10 protein-coding genes, 2 pseudogenes and 1 riboswitch are annotated in these 16411 nt (G+C 70.3%); of the genes and pseudogenes, 6 read left to right on the forward strand and 6 right to left on the reverse strand.

All coding sequences use genetic code 11. The features are described from left to right. A partial coding sequence (locus AC51EU_RS16645) for an AAA family ATPase (protein ID WP_496267728.1) occupies positions 1-388 on the reverse strand: 388 nt, incomplete at its 3' end. 264 nt (positions 389-652) lie between these two features. After that, positions 653-748, forward strand: a riboswitch (glycine riboswitch). Between the two features lie 153 nt (positions 749-901). Here AC51EU_RS16645 and gcvT point away from each other — a divergent pair. The 5 genes from gcvT to AC51EU_RS16670 all read left to right on the forward strand — a co-directional run bounded on the left by gcvT (position 902) and on the right by AC51EU_RS16670 (position 7261). Continuing rightward, a complete protein-coding gene (gene gcvT / locus AC51EU_RS16650; RefSeq protein WP_496267729.1) occupies positions 902-2029 on the forward strand; it encodes a glycine cleavage system aminomethyltransferase GcvT in 1128 nt (375 codons plus the stop codon). Positions 2030-2140: 111 nt separating this feature from the next. After that, positions 2141-2518: a glycine cleavage system protein GcvH gene (gene gcvH / locus AC51EU_RS16655; RefSeq protein WP_496267730.1), complete on the forward strand. Its 378-nt coding sequence runs from the start codon at positions 2141-2143 to the stop codon at positions 2516-2518. 62 nt (positions 2519-2580) lie between these two features. Beyond that, positions 2581-3840 carry a serine hydroxymethyltransferase gene (gene glyA / locus AC51EU_RS16660; RefSeq protein ID WP_496267731.1) on the forward strand — a complete coding sequence of 420 codons (1260 nt, stop codon included), beginning with the start codon at positions 2581-2583 and terminating at the stop codon, positions 3838-3840. Positions 3841-4066: 226 nt separating this feature from the next. After that, positions 4067-5743 (forward strand): APC family permease, encoded by a 1677-nt coding sequence (locus AC51EU_RS16665; RefSeq protein ID WP_496267732.1) that lies wholly within the window; start codon positions 4067-4069, stop codon positions 5741-5743. Between the two features lie 135 nt (positions 5744-5878). After that, on the forward strand, positions 5879-7261 hold the full coding sequence (locus AC51EU_RS16670; protein ID WP_496267733.1) for an L-serine ammonia-lyase: 1383 nt from the start codon (positions 5879-5881) through the stop codon (positions 7259-7261). A 183-nt stretch (positions 7262-7444) separates the two neighbouring features. On the opposite strand, the pseudogene AC51EU_RS16675 reads toward AC51EU_RS16670, so the two are convergent. Together AC51EU_RS16675 and AC51EU_RS16680 are read right to left on the reverse strand one after the other, a co-directional pair. Then, positions 7445-7561: pseudogene (locus AC51EU_RS16675) on the reverse strand (phosphoserine transaminase); the annotation flags it as partial. Positions 7562-8152: 591 nt separating this feature from the next. Further along, a complete protein-coding gene (locus AC51EU_RS16680; RefSeq protein ID WP_496267734.1) occupies positions 8153-11221 on the reverse strand; it encodes an AfsR/SARP family transcriptional regulator in 3069 nt (1022 codons plus the stop codon). A gap of 654 nt (positions 11222-11875) precedes the next feature. On the opposite strand from AC51EU_RS16680, the gene AC51EU_RS16685 reads away from it, so the two are divergent. Further along, positions 11876-13825: a tetratricopeptide repeat protein gene (locus AC51EU_RS16685; RefSeq protein WP_496267735.1), complete on the forward strand. Its 1950-nt coding sequence runs from the start codon at positions 11876-11878 to the stop codon at positions 13823-13825. Positions 13826-13857: 32 nt separating this feature from the next. On the opposite strand, the gene AC51EU_RS16690 is transcribed toward AC51EU_RS16685, so the two are convergent. The 3 genes and pseudogenes from AC51EU_RS16690 to AC51EU_RS16700 all read right to left on the reverse strand — a co-directional run. After that, positions 13858-14010, reverse strand: a complete 153-nt coding sequence (locus tag AC51EU_RS16690; protein WP_496267736.1) for a hypothetical protein — start codon at positions 14008-14010, stop codon at positions 13858-13860. 536 nt (positions 14011-14546) lie between these two features. Further along, on the reverse strand, positions 14547-15773 hold the full coding sequence (locus tag AC51EU_RS16695) for a hypothetical protein (RefSeq protein WP_496267737.1): 1227 nt from the start codon (positions 15771-15773) through the stop codon (positions 14547-14549). A 310-nt stretch (positions 15774-16083) separates the two neighbouring features. Then, positions 16084-16411 (reverse strand): annotated as a pseudogene (locus tag AC51EU_RS16700) (pyruvate dehydrogenase); the annotation flags it as partial.

Below are 16411 nucleotides of genomic sequence, written 5' to 3' on the forward strand. Positions count from 1 at the left end.
CGTGCACCACCACACTGCCGCCGGCGCGCAGCGCGCGACGCAGTCCGAGGTAGTGGGCGGCGCGGACCAGGGGGCGGTAGGCGGCGTACGGCAGGAGGCCCGCCGGGCCGCGTTCCCAGCGGGCGCGGACGTCCTGGGAGTCGACGCGGTGCACGGCGGCGCCCCTGGTGTCGCGCGGGGGCACAGCGCGCCGCATCAGGGTGCTCTTGCCGCTGCCGGGCAGGCCGGAGACGACGACCAGGGCCCCGGCCGGGAAGCGCAGCGCGGCGGGCCGCCGCCCGCGCAGGTCGACGACGGCGGGCCCGTCGCCGGGCCGGACCGTCTCTCCCGGCGGGCCGCCGTCCGGGGGTGTTCCGGTTCCCGTCGCGTGTCCCGCTTCACCGTGCACCGTGTTCGCCCCTCCCCGCCCGGCCCGTGCGGGCCCCGCCCGCAGAATGCCAAGAGAAGGTCATGACCTTCAAGGGAAGGTCAAGTTCGGGTAGGGGTGAGGTCACCCTCGCGTCCACCGGGACGGCTCCCGGGACCGGGACTCCTGCATCGGCCGATCCCGTGCGATGATGTCCGCGCCGCGTGCACATCGTGCTCATCCGTATACATGTGCCGCAGGTGTGCCGCCGTCCGGCCGTACGCCGCCAACTGCATACCGGCCGCTTGAATCCGCGCGGGAGAGTCCCCGGCCGTCACGGCGGGGCGCCGAAGGAGCAAGTCCTCCCTTGAATCTCTCAGGCCCCTATACCGCGCGGGCGAGGCAGATCTGAAAAGCGAACCGCCGCCCGGCCGAGGGAGGCGGCTCCACCCAAGGTGCAAACCGGGTCCGTCCGCGGACTCCCGGTGAACCTCTCAGGTTCCGATGACAGATGGGGAGACCGTCTTGTCACGTCTGCTTGGGAGCCTGGGAACGATGACCGAAGCCCCCCGCCGTACCGCGCTGGATGCCACGCACCGCGCCCTCGGCGCGACCATGACCGACTTCGCCGGCTGGGACATGCCGCTGCGCTACGGCAGCGAGCGCGACGAGCACCTCGCCGTCCGCACCCGCGCCGGCCTCTTCGACCTCTCCCACATGGGCGAGATCACCGTCACCGGCCCGCAGGCGGCCGACCTGCTGGACTACGCGCTGGTCGGCAACATCGGCGGCGTCCGCGCCGGCCGCGCCCGCTACACCATGATCTGCGACGAGCGCGGCGGCATCCTCGACGACCTGATCGTCTACCGCCTCGCCGACGAGGAGTACATGGTCGTCGCCAACGCGGCCAACGCCCAGGTCGTCCTGGACGCGCTGACCGAGCGGGCGGAGGGCTTCGACGCCACCGTCCGCGACGACCGCGACGCCTACGCGCTGCTCGCGGTCCAGGGCCCGGAGTCCGCCGGCATCCTCAAGGCCCTCACCGACGCCGACCTGGACGGCCTGAAGTACTACGCGGGCCTGCCCGGCACCGTCGCCGGGATCGACGCGCTGATCGCCCGGACCGGCTACACCGGCGAGGACGGCTTCGAGCTGTTCGTCCGGCCCGCCGACGCGGCCGCCCTGTGGGAGGCACTGACCGCGGCCGGCAAGGAGGCCGGTCTGGTCCCGTGCGGCCTGTCCTGCCGCGACACCCTGCGCCTGGAGGCGGGGATGCCGCTGTACGGGCACGAGCTGACCACCGCGACCACGCCGTTCGACGCGGGCCTGGGCCGGGTCGTGAAGTTCGAGAAGACCTCCAACGGGGGGAACTTCGTGGGCCGCGCCGCGCTGGAGGAGGCCGCGGCCCGCGCCGAGAGCCACCCGCCGCGGGTGCTCGTCGGCCTGGTCGCCGAGGGGCGCCGCGTCCCGCGGGCCGGCTACGCCGTGGTCGACGCCGAGGGCGCCGTGATCGGCGAGGTCACCTCCGGGGCCCCCTCCCCCACCCTCGGCAAGCCGCTGGCCATCGCCTATGTCGACGCGGCGCACGCCACGCCCGGCACCGAGGGCGTCCGGGTGGACATCCGCGGCAGCCACGAGCCGTACGAGGTCGTCGCCCTGCCGTTCTACAAGCGGCAGAAGTAGCGCCCGCCCGGCCAGGGCCACCGGCCCCCGGGCGGCTCCCGCGTCACCCTGGTGTCTCACAGTGCAAGACCCCTTTCACGACCACACCCCCGCGTACAGGAGAATCGAGCCATGAGCAACCCCCAGCAGCTGCGCTACAGCAAGGAGCACGAGTGGCTGTCGGGCGCCGAGGACGGCGCCTCGACGGTCGGGATCACCGAGCACGCCGCCAACGCGCTCGGCGATGTCGTCTTCGTGGACCTGCCCGCCGTCGGTGACACCGTCACCGCGGGCGAGACCTGTGGCGAGCTGGAGTCGACCAAGTCGGTCAGCGACCTGTACTCGCCGGTCAGCGGTGAGGTGACCGCGGTCAACGAGGACGTCGCCACCGACCCCTCGCTGGTGAACTCCGCTCCCTTCGAGGGCGGCTGGCTGTTCAAGGTGAAGATCACCGACGAGCCGGAGGACCTGCTCTCCGCCGACGAGTACGACGCGTTCATCGCCGGCTGACTCACGGCCACCGCCCGCACCGGAAGCGCTCAGCGCCTCCTGATCCCTCCAGGAAAAGACTCATGTCGCTCCTCAACAGCTCCCTGCACGAGCTCGACCCCGACGTCGCCGCCGCCGTCGACGCCGAGCTCCACCGCCAGCAGTCCACCCTCGAAATGATCGCGTCGGAGAACTTCGCCCCGGTCGCGGTCATGGAGGCCCAGGGCTCCGTCCTCACCAACAAGTACGCCGAGGGCTACCCCGGCCGCCGCTACTACGGCGGCTGCGAGCACGTCGACGTCGTCGAGCAGATCGCCATCGACCGGATCAAGGCTCTCTTCGGCGCCGAGGCCGCGAACGTGCAGCCGCACTCCGGCGCGCAGGCGAACGCCGCCGCGATGTTCGCGCTGATCAAGCCGGGCGACACCATCCTGGGCCTCAATCTCGCCCACGGTGGTCACCTCACCCACGGCATGAAGATCAACTTCTCCGGCAAGCTGTACAACGTGGTGCCCTACCACGTCGACGAGAAGACCAACCTGGTCGACATGGAGGAGGTCGAGCGCCTCGCCAAGGAGCACCGGCCCAAGCTGATCGTCGCCGGCTGGTCCGCCTACCCCCGCCAGCTCGACTTCGCCGCCTTCCGCCGGATCGCCGACGAGGTCGGCGCGTACCTCATGGTGGACATGGCGCACTTCGCCGGCCTGGTGGCGGCGGGTCTGCACCCCTCCCCCGTCCCGCACGCGCACGTGGTCACCACCACGACGCACAAGACCCTCGGCGGCCCCCGCGGTGGTGTGATCCTCTCCACCCAGGAGCTCGCCAAGAAGATCAACTCGGCGGTCTTCCCCGGTCAGCAGGGCGGCCCGCTGGAGCACGTCATCGCCGCCAAGGCCGTCTCCTTCAAGGTCGCGGCCAGCGACGAGTTCAAGGAGCGCCAGCAGCGCACCCTTGAGGGCGCCAAGATCCTCGCCGAGCGCCTGGTCCAGGACGACGTCAAGGAGCACGGCGTGTCCGTGCTGTCCGGCGGCACGGACGTCCACCTCGTCCTCGTCGACCTGCGCGACAGCGCGCTCGACGGCCAGCAGGCCGAGGACCGCCTCCACGAGGTCGGCATCACCGTCAACCGCAACGCCGTCCCCAACGACCCCCGGCCCCCCATGGTCACCTCGGGTCTGCGGATCGGCACGCCGGCCCTGGCCACCCGCGGCTTCCAGGCCGAGGACTTCCGCGAGGTCGCCGACATCATCGCCGAGGTGCTGAAGCCGTCGTACGACGCCGAGGCCCTCAAGGCGCGGGTGACGACGCTGGCGGAGAAGCACCCGCTGTACCCCTCGCTCTGAGCCGGTCCGCGGAGCCCACGCCGTGGTGTGACGCGATTCATGAGGCAGGGCCCCGCGGACCCGGTTTTCCGGTACCGCGGGGGTGAACGGGCCGCGAGCCCGGGGTCGTTGCCCCGGGCTCGCGGCCTGCCTGCCCGTCTTCGGGCCGCTTTTCAAGAAATAAAGTGGAATGCGGCCCCGGCTCCAAGGGGCCTTTTCGTGATCAGCAGGACGGACACCCACCCCCATGGACATGAGCGCGGGCAACAGGAAGCGCCTCAGCCTCTTCGCCCTCATCATGATCGGCATCAGCTCGATCTTCGGCTCCGGCTGGCTCTTCGGCGCCGGCACGGCGGCCCAGGTGGCGGGCCCGGCCGCGCTGGCCGCCTGGGTGATCGGCGCGATCTTCATCGGCATGATCGCGATGTCCTACGCGGAGGTCGGCGCCGCCTACCCCATCCCCGGCGGCATGGCCCGCTACGGCCATCTCTCCCACGGCCCGGTCCTCGGCTTCATCACCGGCTGGGCGGTGTGGATCTCGGTCGCCTCGCTCATCCCGATCGAGTCGATCGCCGCCACCCAGTACATGTCGTCCTGGGGCGCCGACTGGGCCCGCGGCCTGGTCGACCCGGCCGACCACCAGCTGACCGCCTCCGGCACCGTCGTCGCCCTGCTGCTGACCGTCGTCCTGTGGGGCACCTGCTACTGGTCCGTCCAGCTGCTGGCCCGCGCCAACACCGTCCTGACCCTGGTCAAGTTCGCGATCCCGGTCCTCGCGGTCGCCGCCATGATCGCCTCGGGCTTCCACACCTCCAACTTCACCTCCCACGGCGGCTTCGCCCCGTACGGCTGGCCGGCGGTCCTCACCGCCGTCACCACCTCCGGTGTGGTCTTCGCCTTCAACGGGTTCCAGGCCGTCGTCAACCTCGGCGGCGCCGCGAAGAACCCCGGCCGGGCCATCCCCATCGCCCTGGCCGGCGCGCTCGCCCTGGGCCTGGTGATCTACCTGGCGCTCCAGACCGCGTACCTGGGCTCCGTACCGCCCGAGCAGCTGGCCCGCGCCGGCGGCTGGCAGGGCGTGAACTTCGACTCGCCGTTCGCCGACCTCGCCAAGCTGCTGATGCTGCACTGGGTGGTCATGATGCTCCAGTTCGGCGCGTTCATCTCGCCGGCCGGCGCCAACATCGCCAACGTCGCCTCGGCCGCCTACATGGCCCAGAACATCGCCGAGACCGGCTTCTTCCCCAAGAAGCTGGCCTCCGTGCACCCCGTGTACGGCACCGCCCGCCCCGCCATGTGGCTCAACCTCGGCTTCTCCGTCCTGCTGCTGGTCACCATCGGCCACAGCTGGAAGGCGCTGGCCGGAGTGGTCTCGGCGGCCATGGTCATCTCGTACCTCATGGGCCCGATCGCGGTCGGCGTCTTCCGGCAGACCAAGCCGGACCTGCCGCGCCCGTTCCGCCTGCCGGCCGCCAAGGTGCTGTGCCCGATCACCTTCGCCTTCGCCGCCTGCGCGCTGTACTGGTCGAAGTCCCCGGACACCATCAAGATCGCGGTACTCACCCTGATCTCGGTGCCGATCGCCTACCTGGTGCTGCGCCACCGGGGCGAGAAGAACCTGCGCCGGCACTTCGCCCCCGCCTGGTGGATGGTCGCGTTCCTCGTGTGGATGGCCGTGGTCTCCACCCTCGGCAGCCCCGACTTCGGCGGCAGCGGCGTCATCCCCGACGGCCTGGACATCGCCGTCGTCGCCGTCTCCGCCGTCGCCTTCTACTTCTGGGCGGTACGCGCCGGGGTCAAGGCCCACCGGGCCGGGCTGACCGACAGCGACCCGGTGACCGACGGCGGGGAGACCGCCCCGGCACACACTGTCACCCCGGACGACGACCGCCCGATGGTCCCCGTACGCCCCACCGCCCCCTGACCGGGTTACGCTCGAAAGCCGGCATCCCGGACACCCTCCCCGCGGCACCCGCCGCCCCCTCCGCCCCCGGCGGCACGCCTCCACCTCCTGCCCGCGCGCCGCCCCACCACCACGAGCAGACAAGGGAGTGTCCCCGTGGCCATCTCCGTCTTCGACCTCTTCTCCATCGGCATCGGCCCGTCCAGCTCCCACACCGTCGGCCCGATGCGCGCCGCCCGGATGTTCGCCCGCCGCCTGAAGAACGACGGTGTCCTCGCCCAGACCACCTCCGTCCGCGCCGAACTCTTCGGCTCCCTCGGCGCCACCGGGCACGGCCACGGCACCCCCAAGGCCGTCCTCCTCGGCCTCGAAGGGCACTCCCCCCGCACCGTCGACGTCGAGAACGCCGACGCCGAGGTCGAGCGCATCCGCACCACCGGCCGGCTGCGCCTGCTCGCCACCGACATAGGGGCGTCCCACGAGATCGCCTTCGACGAGCCCACCCAGCTCATCCTCCACCGCCGCCGCTCCCTGCCGTACCACGCCAACGGCATGACGCTGTTCGCCTACGACGAGCACGGCGCGCCCCTGCTGGAGAAGACGTACTACTCCGTCGGCGGCGGCTTCGTCGTCGACGAGGACGCCGTCGGCGAGGACCGCATCAAGCTCGACGACACCGCCCTGACCCACCCCTTCCGCACCGGCGACGAACTGCTGCGTCTGTCCCGCGAGACCGGGCTGTCCATCTCCGCCCTGATGCTGGAGAACGAGAAGGCGTGGCGCACCGAGGAGGAGATCCGCGCCGGGCTGCTGGAGATCTGGCGCGTCATGCAGGGCTGCGTCACCCGCGGCATGTCCCGCGAGGGCATCCTCCCCGGCGGCCTGAAGGTCCGCCGCCGCGCCGCGACCGCCGCCCGCGCGCTGCGCGCCGAGGGCGACCCGCAGGCCCGCGCCATGGAGTGGGTGACCCTCTACGCCATGGCCGTCAACGAGGAGAACGCCGCGGGCGGCCGCGTGGTGACCGCCCCCACCAACGGCGCGGCCGGCATCATCCCCGCCGTCCTGCACTACTACACGCACTTCGTGCCGGGCGCCGACGAGGACGGCGTGGTGCGGTTCCTGCTGGCCGCGGGCGCGATCGGCATGCTCTTCAAGGAGAACGCCTCGATCTCCGGCGCCGAGGTCGGCTGCCAGGGCGAGGTCGGCTCCGCCTGCTCCATGGCCGCGGGCGGCCTCGCCGAGGTACTGGGCGGCTCCCCCGAGCACGTCGAGAACGCCGCCGAGATCGGCATGGAACACAACCTCGGCCTGACCTGCGACCCCGTCGGCGGCCTCGTCCAGATCCCCTGCATCGAACGCAACGGCATGGCCGCCGTCAAGGCCGTCACCGCCGCCCGCATGTCCCTCCGCGGCGACGGCCGCCACCACGTCTCCCTCGACAAGGTCATCAAGACCATGCGCGACACCGGCGCCGACATGAGCGTCAAGTACAAGGAGACCGCCCGGGGCGGGCTGGCGGTGAACATCATCGAGTGCTGAGGGGAGGGGCCCCGGCCGGCGCGTTTGCTTCTTTCGGCGCTGGGTCGGGGCCCTCTTGGATCTGTGAGCTCGGCGGCAGGAGTTTTGCTGAAGCTGGTCGATCTCAGCCGGTCCTGACACCACGGCACCTGCCCGATGCGCGACGGCCTTGCCGGGGGCCGGTGTGGGCGGGGGCGGGGCCGGCCAGCGGTACAGGGTCCGTGCCAAAGTGGCCGTGCGTCGTACCGCCCAGCCCGGTCCCCCCTCACCGTCGATCCTGCCGAGCTGTTCGGCGAAAAGAAAAAGGGTCACGATACCGGGGTATTCCCCGGTGTCGACCAAAGCGTTGTGGACATCGCACTGCTGCGTACGAGCCCGGTGACACGCGGGCAGCCGGTCGGCACCGTCCGGAAGGAAAAGCACCCGAAAATTCTCCGGGGCCCTGGAGAAGAACTGCACAGGATTCGCCCTGCGGGCGGAGCCCCGGCGCTCACCGGGCCGATGAGGCCACACCGGCCAGAAGATGACGAGCCGAGCCGGATTTCACACACCGGAGAATCACTCACACCCGAGAAAGGGGAGAGTGAAGACCGAGGGTACCTCGAAAACGGCGGAAGGGAGTCCCGGCCCGGCGTTCCGCGTCAGGCCACGCTGCCAGTGGCGGCCGAGAAGGCAGGTGCCACATAAGGGATGCAGACCAGAGCGGCGACCATCAGCGCAGCGCGCAACTTGGGCACGTTCGATTTCTCCTCGGAATGACAACAACGGATGGACTGCGAGCGTCATCACTCCGAAAGAAAACGGGCGACGACCGCGCGGATCATGGTAGTCACGCGGATGCCCTGGGAACAAACTCGATTCCGAAGAGGCCCATCGCGCGGCCAAATCGCCAAACCCGGAAGATTTGCGACCTCAGGTCCGTTTTCCGTCGCGCTCCCCGAGCACTTCTCGGACCCCGTCCAGCATCTCCGACGTTTCGGCCGCCTCCGACCGGGCCCCTATCTCACGACTGATGGCGAGACTGGCCTGAAGATGGAACTTCGCCTGAACAAGTCGCCCGACAGCCCGTTCCGCCACAGCGAGGTCCCTGAGCGACCGAGCCTCCTCCTGGGTCGCGTGAATCCGACGGGCCAAGGCCAGTGCCGCCGCGTGATAGGGAAGGGCCTCCTCGCTGCGGCCCACGGACTGGAGCACACACCCGATCGCATTGGTGGCAAGGGATTCACTGCGCCGATCACCAATACTACGCAGCGCCGCGAGCGCCTTCCGGAACATCCCGAGGGCCTCGTCAGGCTTCCCCACTTCCTGGAGAACACTTGCCAGGTTCATCTGGACAATGGCATATTCGCCCTTACCGTCCGTCACCTGCCACAGGCTCATCGCCTGCCGGTACGAGCGGTGAGCGCGCCCCAGGTCACCCAATTTCACATAAAGCTCGCCAAGGTTGTTCAGCGCCACCCATGTACCGCGTCGATCACCCACATCGCGGAATCGGGAAAGGGACTCCAGGAAGAATTTCAATGCATCTTCATGCCGTTCCATGCTCAAAGAAGTCATGCCCAGCAGATTGAAGGACCTGGCCTGCTGAAGGCGATCCGTCTTCTTTATCCTCAGCGCCAGCACACGAAGCTGATGGTCGAGCGCCTCCGAAAATCTCGCCGTATGCCAGTACGGCACGGAGAGGAGATGGCGGGACTCCGCCTCAAGGTCTTCGTCGTCCCGTTCCCGGGCCTTTTCCAGGGCTTCGGCCGCAGCACTTATCGCCACGCCGTAGTCGGACCTGCGGGTGGCCACGACGGACAGATCCAGGAGGGCTCGGGCAAGCGCACCGCCGTCGTTCACGTCACGCCAGTACGCGACAGCACGTTCGAGCAGAGGCCCGGCCGTGACGAGGTAGCCCTCGGCTTCAAGGAACCCGGCCAGAACATGCGTGAAAAGTGCCAGCTCACGCTGCGCGCCATGGGCGCGAAGGTGCTCCAGGGCGGCCAGCAGGTTGGAACCCTCAACGGTGAACCACTGCTGCGGATCAGGACCCGCCCAAGGCGCCTGGCCGCCGTTGCCCTCGGGGAGCACATCGTCGGGAACGGCGATACGGAACCGGTGCGGGAAGACGGCGCGGTCCGCCCGGTCCGCCGCGTGCAGGTAATGTCCGACGAGACGGGCGACGGCTCCCCGCGTTTCCTCCTCGGGTTCCTCCCCCGCAAGGGTACGAGCATATTCACGCAATAAATCATGCAACCTGTAGCGGTGCGGAGAAGGCTCCGAGACCAAGTTGCACGCGATCAGATCTTCGAGTGTGCGCTCCGTTTCCCCCAACGGCAGACCGGCGAGCGCCGCGGCTGCCCGGGAACCGAATTCCGACCCGGTGTGCAGGCTGACGCGGCGAAAGACCATCTGCTGAACAGGACTCAGCGTGACATAGGAGACCTCAAAGGTCCGCGACAATTCGGTCTGCCCGTAACGGATTTCAGGAAGACGTCCCCCCACCCTGTTGAAGCAGTCGATGAGGTCCGTGACGCTCCACGCCGGCCGGGTCAGCAGACGGCTGGCGGCCAGTGAGATCGCTAACGGAAGGTGACCGCACAGCATGACGACGCGGGCGGCCTCCGAGGCACTGGGGGCACGCTCGCCCAGCAGACGCTGGAAGAGGGCGATGGCATCCTCTTCCGGCAACACGTCCAAGGAGATGGGCCGGACGCCCGGGAGCCCGGCGAGGCGCCTTCTGCTCGTGATGATCACCAGAGTGGGCGAACCCGTGGGGAGCAGGGGCCGCACCTGCTCGGGCCCGGCAGCGTCGTCAAGGATGATCACCATGCGGCGGTCGCGCACGGTCATGCGCCACAGGGCGATCAGATCGTCCAGATCCCCTGGCAGGTCCCTGCCGGAGGTGCCGAGCCGACGCAGCAGATGGGTCAGCGCCTCGGCCGGTGTCAGCGGTGCCTGGTCCATGGCGTGTCCGCGCAGCTCCAGGAAGATCCGGCCGTCGGGGAAGTGATCGTGCAGTTGGTAGGCGGCATGCACGGCCAGCACGGTCTTCCCGACACCCGGCATGCCGTCGATGGCTTCCAGGACCACGGCGCGGACTCCCTGGGCGCCCGCCAGGGCGGCGGTGAGGCGGGCGAGTTCGGCGCCCCGTCCCACCCAGGCCACGTCGCCGGGCAAGGAGTCGGGAGGCGGCGGGGCCGGTGCGCCGGCGACATCGCCCCCGTTGGAGGGGATGAGCGCGGTGACCGGTGTCCGGTTCAGGATCCCGTGATGGATGCGTCGCAGCGCCTCGCCCGGTTCGGCGCCGAATTCGTTCAGGGAGTGACGTCGGCTCCGTTGGAGAAGACGGGCGGCCTCCCCTGAGCGGCCCGCGCCGTACAGCCCGAGGGCGAGTTGCTCGATGAGCGATTCGTCCGCGAGATGTTTCTCGGCCAGCGGCAGCAGTTCGGCGACGACCTCCGCATAGCGCCCTCGTTGCAGCGCGATACCGCCCCTCGCCTGGGCGGCCGCCACGTTCCGCTCCGCGACCACGCCCCGCAGTTGCTCCGGCCAGGCTCCCGGCATGCCGGACAGAGGATCGCCGGTCCACAGCGCGGCAGCCTCGTCGAAGAGGTGCTGCGCTTCCTGGCTGCCGCCGCCGTCGGCCAGATAGCACGCCTGGCCGAGAAGGCGGAGATATCGCCGTAGATCCACGGCGTCCGGGGAGATTTCCAGCGCATAGGTCCGTGTGCCGCTGGTGAGTGCGGGCGCCTCTTCTCCCGCCATGCCGTGCAGCGCCTTGCGGATGCGGGCGACGAGCACGTAAAGGGCGTCCCGCGGTTTGGCCGGAGGGGTGTCGTCCCAGACGCGGTGGATGAGCGTGTCGATGCTCACCGTCCGGCCGGCGTCCCACGCCAGGGCGGCGAGCGCCCTGCGCTCCTTGGCCGATCCGAGCCGGCTGCGAACGCCGTGCCTCTGCAGTTCGACCGTACCGAGCAACCGTATGCGGAGTTCCACCAGCGCCCCCTCCCGCCGGTACGACTACCGTTTAATGAGAATGGCACCACGAACATATTCATGGCTACATCCGCTTGCTTGAGGTCTGAAAATAGCTGCAAATTGATCATTTTCCAAAGAATGGCATATGCCAAAATACATCCGAGCAGAACCCGTAGAAGGGGCGCTCAGCTGCGCACACCAGGGGGCGACGTGGCATTCGACCAGCAAGGCGCACAGGGAGAAACGGTGGAAGCTGATATGACCACGGCACTCTTATCGGCCATGATTTCCGGCGGCGCGGAGCGGAACGCGCCCGCGTGGCGAGCGTTGGGAGATCTCGCGCGGTCAGTGACCCACGGGGACACGGAGACCGCCCGGTTGTGGTCCGAGGCGCACACGGCGGACGACCCCTTGGTGCGCCTCCCCCTCCTGGCCCGCGCGCTGGCACGGAACGCCGCGGCAGACGCCGGGTTGCACAGCGCGTTGGTCACCTGGCTGTCCCGGTACGCCGCACGGCCCGGCCGGACGAACACCGTCAGCGGTTCGGCCACGACACACGGCAGCATCGTTCAGGCGGGCGACATCCGGGGAGGAGTGCATTTCCACCCGGCCCCTCTCGCTCCGTCGCCCACGCCTACCCCGCATCAGCTTCCCCCGTCACGCGCCAACTTCGTGGACCGGACGGAAGACCTCATCGCGCTGCGCAACCTACGGGCGTCCCATCCGTCCCATACGGTGCAACTGGTGGTGGTCAGCGGGCTGGCAGGCGTCGGCAAGACCACCCTGGTCTCCCGGTGGCTGCAGGAATGCGCGGAGAACTACCCCGACGGCCAGCTGTACGCCGACCTCGGTGGACACTCAGGGTCGGAGCCGGTCAGGCCCGACGATGTCCTGGAACACTTTCTGCGTTCCGTCGGAGCGGCATCGGTCCCGGTGGACCTCGCCGAACGCACCGCGCTGTGGCGCACCTTGACCGCCGGACTGCTCCTCACCGTCATGGTGGACAACGCGTTCACCGCGGCCCAGGTACGCCCCCTCCTCCCGTCCGGACCGGGCTGCCTGGTCGCGGTCGCCAGCCGCCGCCACCTCACCGGCCTCTTGGCGGACGGGGCCGCACTGCACCAGCTCCAGCCACTGACCACCGACGCGTCCGTCGATCTGCTCTCCCGCTGCGGGGCGGGCCAACGCACCGATCAAGATCCCCAGGCCGCGCGCGAAGTGGTGACCCTGTGCGCCTGCCTGCCACTGGCACTGTGTCTGGCCGCCGCCCACCTGGCCGTCCGCCCCCAGCAGTCCCTGGCATCGCTGGCCGCCAGGCTCTCCCAGGGGCAGGGTCCCCTGGACGCCCTTCAGGTGGACGGCGAGGCCGCCGTACACTCCGCGCTGGATCAGTGCTACCGGCTGCTGCCACCGCCCGTCGCGTCGACGTACCGCCGCTTGGGCCTGCTTCCCGCCCCTGCCTACGATCTGGAGATGACCGCCGTCGCCACCCGGCGGTCACCCGATGAGGCCGCCGGCCATCTGGACGCCCTGGTCGAGGCCAACCTGCTGGAAGAGACGGGGCCCGACCGCTACCGCTTCCACGACCTGGTTCGTCCACACGCTCGGCAGTGCGGCGAAACGGAGGAGAGCCCAGCGGCCCGGCAAGAGACCTTGCGTCGTTTCGTGAGCTGGTGCGTCGCCACCGCGACCGCCGCAGAGGAAGCGCTCACGCCCAGCCACCGGACCCTGCCGCGGATCTCCTCGGACGGCTGTGGGCCCGTCGGCGGCTTCCCCGCCCCGGACGACGCGCTGAGGTGGCTGGACGCCCATCGTGACAGCCTCGAAGCCGCCGTCCGGCACAGCGCCGCGGCCGGCTGGCACCAGGAGTGCTGGCAGCTGGTGGACGCCATGTGGCCGCTCTTCCTTCGGCTGCGCCCCACCGAGTTGTGGATCGACGCGCACGAGCTGGGCCTCGCCGCCGCCCGCCACGCACGGGACCGCCGTGCCGAAAGCCGCATGCTGACCTCGGGAGGCGCCGGTCTGCGCAACGCCGGCCGGCATCGCGAGGCCGCCGACTGGTACGCGCGCGCACTCAGCATCGCCGAGGAGGACGAGAACGTACGGGAGCAGGCACAGGCACTCAACGGGCTGGGCAACGCGTGTCTCGCCGGGAGGCGGCTGACAGAGGCGGAAGCACATTTCACCCGGGCCCTGGTACTGCGCGAGGAGATCGGGTACCGGCGCGGTGCGGCCCTCTCCCGTCTGTGTCTGGGACAGACCGCCCTCGCCCGCCGCGACCACGCGGCGGCGGCCGGGCACCTGAGACAGGCGCACACCCAACTCCTCGAAGCAGGCGACACCTACGATGCCGCCCGTGCCCTCGCCTTCCTGGGGCAAGCCACGACGTCACTCGGCCACGAGGCGGAAGGGGCCCGCTTGCTCGAAGAGGCTTTCGAGCAGTTCCGCTCGTCCGGGTCACGGCACTGGCAGGCACGCACCCTGGAAATGCTGGGCGAAGCCGCCCTGCTGCGCGGCGACACGCACGAAGCGCGCCGCCGCTACAACGAAGCGCGGGAGAGCTACCTGCCGTTGAGCCCTGCCGACGTCCGTCGCATGGAGAAACGGATACAGGAGCTGTGATCAGCGAGCCCCGTACGGCGGCTTCTCCCCGCTCAGAGCGGAGCCAGGCGGACGCAGACGGCGCCGGTCCGCCCGTGCACCGCGACGTTCCGCAGGGAGGCCACGGCTCCCCCGGTCACCAGCCAGGCGTGCAGGAACGACGCCAGGACCTGCCAGTGCGCGGACTCCCCCGGGAGCGCCGCCACCGGCGAAGCACGGAGTGTCCCGTCACCCCGCACACCGATGACACAACCGCCGCAGGTGTCCGGCACGGCCACGACCAGGCACCCCGGGTACCGGCCGAGCAACGCGGCGGCCTCCTCCGCCGCGACTTCCGGCCCGCCCTCTGCCGGCAGCGAAGCGGCGAGAACATCCGCACACTCGGGCCAGACCGCCCTTTGCCGGATGCACGGATCAACCCGCAGGTGCTCATCGCCGCCGGCCGTCCATGTGGCGCGCGCGGTGCCACGACCCACGTGCGTGCGGCACAGGGACGGCAACACGGTGCTCACCGCTCCTCCCCCGGTCTGCCGGTCCAGTGCCGCACAGCGTGCGGTGGGGGCGTACCGCGTCGTCCCCCGGTGCTCCGCGCCGTGCGGCGCCCCCTCGGCGCTCCGGAAACGACCGGACGACACATGGAACACGGGGAGCCGCTTCTCCAGGTGGTTCACTCCGCACCGCTGGGCACGGTGTACTCCCACCAATGCCGCCGACGTCCCCGTCCGCCGGACACCTGTGTCCCTCATGCCGGTACCTCCCCCATGTCGTCGCACCACCGGTCCAGGGAAGGAGGCACCGGCACCGGCGGCACGGGCGGCGGGAACGCGGGTTCGCCCAAGCCGAGCAAGCGGTACATCAGGGCCCTCGTCCGACGGTGGAAGCGGCCCGGTTCGGAGGAGAGGAGGGCTGCTACCGGGGCGAACTGCCCCTCCCGGTATTCGTCCGCGGCGTACCGCAGCTGCTCCTCCAACGGACGCGACGGAGAGAGGACCGGGGCCACGCCTGCGATCAGCGCGGCGGGGGAATTCTCGACGACGGTCCGTTCCGAGCTGTGGGTGAGAAGGACCGGGGCACCCGTCAACGTGCCGTACGCGGTGAGCGATCCGTGATCGCCGATGATCACATCGGCCGAAATCAGCGGTGCCTCCCATTCGGTCTCCGGGGGCAGCACCGCGATCCCCTGGTTCCGGCAGGCGGCCAGCCAGCCACGAACCTGCCAGTCCCCGTGCCCCGCCCACACGTTGGGGTGCACGAGGACCGCGACCCTGTACTTCCGTTCCGGCAGCTGGCCGAGCAGCTGCGGCAGCAGCGCGTCGAACCGGCCGAACGCCGACGACGGTCCCCAGGTCGAGGTGACCAGCAGCAGCGACTGCCCGGCCGCCACGCCGAGCGCCCTGCGGAATGCCTCCCGTCGCGCCAGGTTCGCCACCATCCGGTCGTAGCCCGGATCTCCCACGACGGTGGCGACGGCGAGCGCCTCTGGACACGAGTGCTCCAGGTCCTCCAGGTACCGCTCGTGCGAGAGGCCCACCGCGGCCGGCACCAGCCTGCCGTCGCGCATCAAGTGCTGCCGGCTGAGCATGCCGGCCGTACGCTTCGACGCCTCCGCCGGATCCGCAGGCTCCCGGAGCGGTTTGTTGTGTCCCGCTCCGTGCGGGAGCCGGATCACAGGCGCCTGTATTTTGTCGATCCCCTGGGAGCCCGCGGCCAGTGCGAGATCGAACCGCCTGCGCAGTGCGTGCTCCCAGGCGATGACGGTGATCCCCTTCCGCCGGAGATACCGCGAGACCCCTTCTCCGAACGGGTGCGGGGCCACGGTGAACACCACTTGCACCCGGAAGTCCGCGGCCAGGAGCGAGAAAGCGTCCCGCAGCCGCTGCGCGTAGACCATCGTGTGTGCGACGACCAACACGCTCTTGCAGTCCCGCCTGGTGAGCCACTGACCGCCCTGCACGAGCGCAGGCTCCACGTGCCTGCCGGTAGCCGACATGACATCCCCCTGTGTGCCGGTTGCCTCTCTTCGAACAGCTCATGCCCTGGGGCTCCGTCAGAGTGCTTGCACCGGGCTTGCGGGATCCTTGCAGCAAGGAGTCCCCGGTACGGAATACCGGTGCGCCGCGTTCGAGGAAGGCCATCCGGTCTCCCGGCACGGTGATGACCCGGCACGGGATCCACCTGTTCCGGTCGTGGCCACGTGTACGGCCGGCCGGAAGAGGCGCCCGCCCCGCCGGCTCCCGTGTGCGGGACGGCCCCACCCCGCCCCGCACACGCCCCTCCCGTCAGTCCACCAGGTCGAGGGCGGCGGTGACGACGCTGTCGGTGTCGATGCCGTGGTGGCGGTGGACCTCGTCGAGGGAGCCGGACTGGCCGAAGCGGGTGACGCCGAGGGTGGCGGCGGGGACGCCGTGGAGGGTGGCGAGGAAGGCCAGGGTGTGGGGGTGGCCGTCGAGGAGGGTGACCAGGGGGGTGGCGCGGTCGGGCGGGAAGACCTGGTCGAGGATCCAGGTGGGGGCGTCCTCGGTGCCGCGGCGGGCGCGCAGGGCGCGGAAGAGGAGGTCGGGGCTGGTGACGCAGACGACGTCGGCGGGGTGGCCGAGGGCGTCGAGG

The organism is Candidatus Streptomyces philanthi (assembly GCF_059553635.1).

Bases quoted from the DNA above. Each gene is read 5' to 3' on its own strand.
- gcvT (WP_496267729.1), top strand. From the start codon at position 902: ATGACCGAAGCCCCCCGCCGTACCGCGCTGGATGCCACGCACCGCGCC.
- gcvH (WP_496267730.1), top strand. From the start codon at position 2,141: ATGAGCAACCCCCAGCAGCTGCGCTACAGCAAGGAGCACGAGTGGCTG.
- glyA (WP_496267731.1), top strand. From the start codon at position 2,581: ATGTCGCTCCTCAACAGCTCCCTGCACGAGCTCGACCCCGACGTCGCC.
- AC51EU_RS16665 (WP_496267732.1), top strand. From the start codon at position 4,067: ATGGACATGAGCGCGGGCAACAGGAAGCGCCTCAGCCTCTTCGCCCTC.